Here is a 2,923-nt window from a genome sequence, read left to right as displayed (position 1 = left end):
TCGATCATCATGGCGCCGAAGGCCGGTCGGGCCGCCTCGGCGAAGGTGCCCAGCATCCCCGCACCCGGCTCTACACCCAGTACCCGGGCTGGGCCGACACCCGGTGGCGGTACGGGGGCACCGTCTTCGACGGCTACCAGGCGGTCCGGCGGGCCCGCCCGCGACCGGTGTCCCGGGTCGTCGTCGCCCTCGGCACCCACGGGCGGTTCGGCTTTCCCCGGCTGCTGGCCCGACTGGTCGAGGTGCTACCGCCCGAGGCGGAAGTGCTCTGGCAGGTCGGGTCGACCCGGATCCCCCGGATGCCGGCCGGCGCCCGCGCGCAGGTCCCGTACGCGGAGATGCAGCAGGCGATGCGGGAGGCGGACGTGGTGGTGACCCACGCCGGGGTGGGTTCGGCGCTGGCCGCCCTGCGGGCCGGCCACCGGGCGGTGTACGTGCCGCGCCGCCGCCGGTACGCCGAGCACGTCGACGACCACCAGGTCGAACTGGCCCGGCAGTTGGACCGGCGGAGGCTGGTCCTGGCCCGGGAGGCGGACGCGGTGACCGCCGAGGACCTGGCGGAGGCGGCGGCCTGGACGGTCGGCGCGACCGGATCGGTGGCGCCGTTCCAGTGGGCGGCGGCCGCGTGAGGACCGACCGGAACGGACGGTCCGGCAACCCGTTCCGCCGGTCGACACCGGGGGCCCGTCCGCACCGGGACCGCCCGGCGCGACCCGGACGACCCGACCGGACCGGTCGGTTGATGGTGCCGAATGTCCGTTCCGAGCAAGCTACCCGTGATCTCATCATCTCTTTGGGGGCGCCAGTGCTTCACAGAACGTCTCGACCGGGGTGGCGGCGGTGGTGCGCCGCACTCGCCGCGCCGGTGCTCACCGTCGGGCTGCTCGCCGCGCCGGCCCGCGCGGCCGACCTCACGCCGGTGACCAGCACGCTCACCTCGGCGAACCCGGCGGACAACATCCCGCACGCGCAGAACGGCGACACCAAGGCGTTCGCCGAGATCGGTGGCACCGTCTACGTCGGCGGGTCGTTCACCTCGGTGAAGGCGGCGGCGGACGCGAGCTGGACCACCCGCAACTACCTGTTCGCGTACGACCGGTCGACCGGGGCGCTGAAGGCGGACTTCACCCCGGCGCTGGACGGCGCGGTGCACGCCCTCGCGGTCAGCCCCGACGGCAAGCTCATCGTCGGCGGCGCCTTCGTGACCGTGAACGGGGTCAGCCGCAAGAACCTGGTCGAGCTGGACCCGACCACCGGCGCCACCGTGACCGGTTGGGCCGGGCGCAGCGACGGCGGCCTGGTGCGCCGCACCGTCGTGGTCGGCAACCAGCTCTACATCGCCGGGGCGTTCCACTGGGTCAACGGCACCCAGCACTCCCTGCTCGCCCGGCTGGACGCCAACACCGGCGCGATCGACCCGAGCTTCCAGATCGACGCCAGCGTGCCGCGCGCCAGCAGTGAGCTGGTCTGGGGCCTGGCGGTCTCGCCCGACAACAAGACCCTGGTGGCGGTGGGCAACTTCACCCAGGTCAACGGCCAGGCTCGCAACCAGGTCGTGGTGGTCGACCTGGCCGGCACCCCGGCGGTGGCGAACTGGAGCACCCAGCGCTACGTGGCGCCCTGCTACAACTGGTCGTTCCCGTTCTACGCCCGGGACGTCGACTTCTCCGACGACGGCAAGTACTTCGTGATCATCGCCGACGGCGGCCGCGGCGACGGGGCGTACTGCGACGCGATCGCCCGGTTCGAGACCGCTGACCGGGGCGCCGGCATCGACGCCACCTGGGTCAACTACACCGGCACCGACTCGGTGACCTCGGTCGAGGTCGCCGACAACGTAGTCTACGTCGGCGGGCACTTCCGCTGGCTCAACAACGCCAACGGCAACGACTCGGCCGGCGCGGGCGCGATCAACCGGTTCGGCCTCGGCGCCCTCGACCCGATCAACGGCATGCCGCTGGTCTGGAACCCGGGTCGCTCGGGCGCGCCGTCGGGCACCACCACCTGGGGCCCGATCATGTGGGAGCTGTGGCGCGGCAGCACCGGCCTGTACGCCGGCTTCGACTCGGACGGCCTCGGCAACGAGTACCACGGCCGGATGGGTCTCTTCCCGCTCTCCGGCGGCCGTACGGTCGCGGCGACCAACGCGCCCTCGGCCGCCTCCGGCTACCTCTACGTCTCCTCGGCGGACGGGCAGGCGACCAAGGTGTCGTTCAACGGCACCACCCTCGGCACCCCGGTCGGCACCAGCCAGCCGAACCTCACCGCCGCCGGGGCGTCGTTCTCGATCGGCAACAAGCTCTACTGGTCGAAGACCGACGCGAGCGCGCCGAACGGCAGCTACCTCGACGTGTCCATCTTCTCCGGCGGCTCGGTGGGCGCGCCGTGGATCAGCAGCGGCTACAACGACTGGTTCAAGCCGGCCACGATGACCGGCGCCTTCTACCTCGACGGCCGGATGTACTACACCAAGTCGGGGACGAACAGCCTGTTCTACCGCTACCTGGAGCCGGACGGCTACATCGTCGGGTGCACCGAGTTCACCCTGCCCAGCACCGGCCTGGCCTGGGGCAGCGTGCGGGGTCTGGCGTGGGTCAACGGCAAGATCGTGTACGGCTGGACGGACGGCTCGCTGCGGAGCGTGCCGTTCGACGGGGCGGCCGTGGACGGGGCCGCCGCGGTCCAGCTCGCGCCCGCCGGCGGCGCGGTGAACTGGTCGAGCCGCACGCTCTTCTTCGCCACCTCCTGACGGTCCATCCCACCGACGGGGGGGCCGGGGGCGCCCCGCCCCCCCGCGGCCCGGCCGGGGACCCCCCCCCCGCGGGGGGCCCCCCCCCACCACCCCCACCTTGGCCCCCGCCCCCGCCCCCGGGATCCCGGAAGACCTTGACGTCCTTGAGGCCGGGCAGCGCCGCAACACGGG

General features: G+C 73.1%; 2 protein-coding genes. Both read left to right on the top strand.

Going from position 1 to position 2,923, the window contains the following annotated elements; genetic code table 11:
* On the top strand, nucleotides 1-629 hold a 629-nt coding region (locus tag ACWEVO_RS34095), incomplete at its 5' end, for a glycosyltransferase (RefSeq protein WP_452311531.1).
* A gap of 236 nt (nucleotides 630-865) precedes the next feature.
* Nucleotides 866-2,749 (top strand): hypothetical protein, encoded by a 1,884-nt coding sequence (locus ACWEVO_RS34090; RefSeq protein ID WP_452311530.1) that lies wholly within the window; start codon nucleotides 866-868, stop codon nucleotides 2,747-2,749.
* Nucleotides 2,750-2,923: the final 174 nt, after the last annotated feature.

The organism is Micromonospora sp. NPDC003776, assembly GCF_053605645.1.
This window is presented reverse-complemented; position numbering and strand designations above follow the sequence as displayed.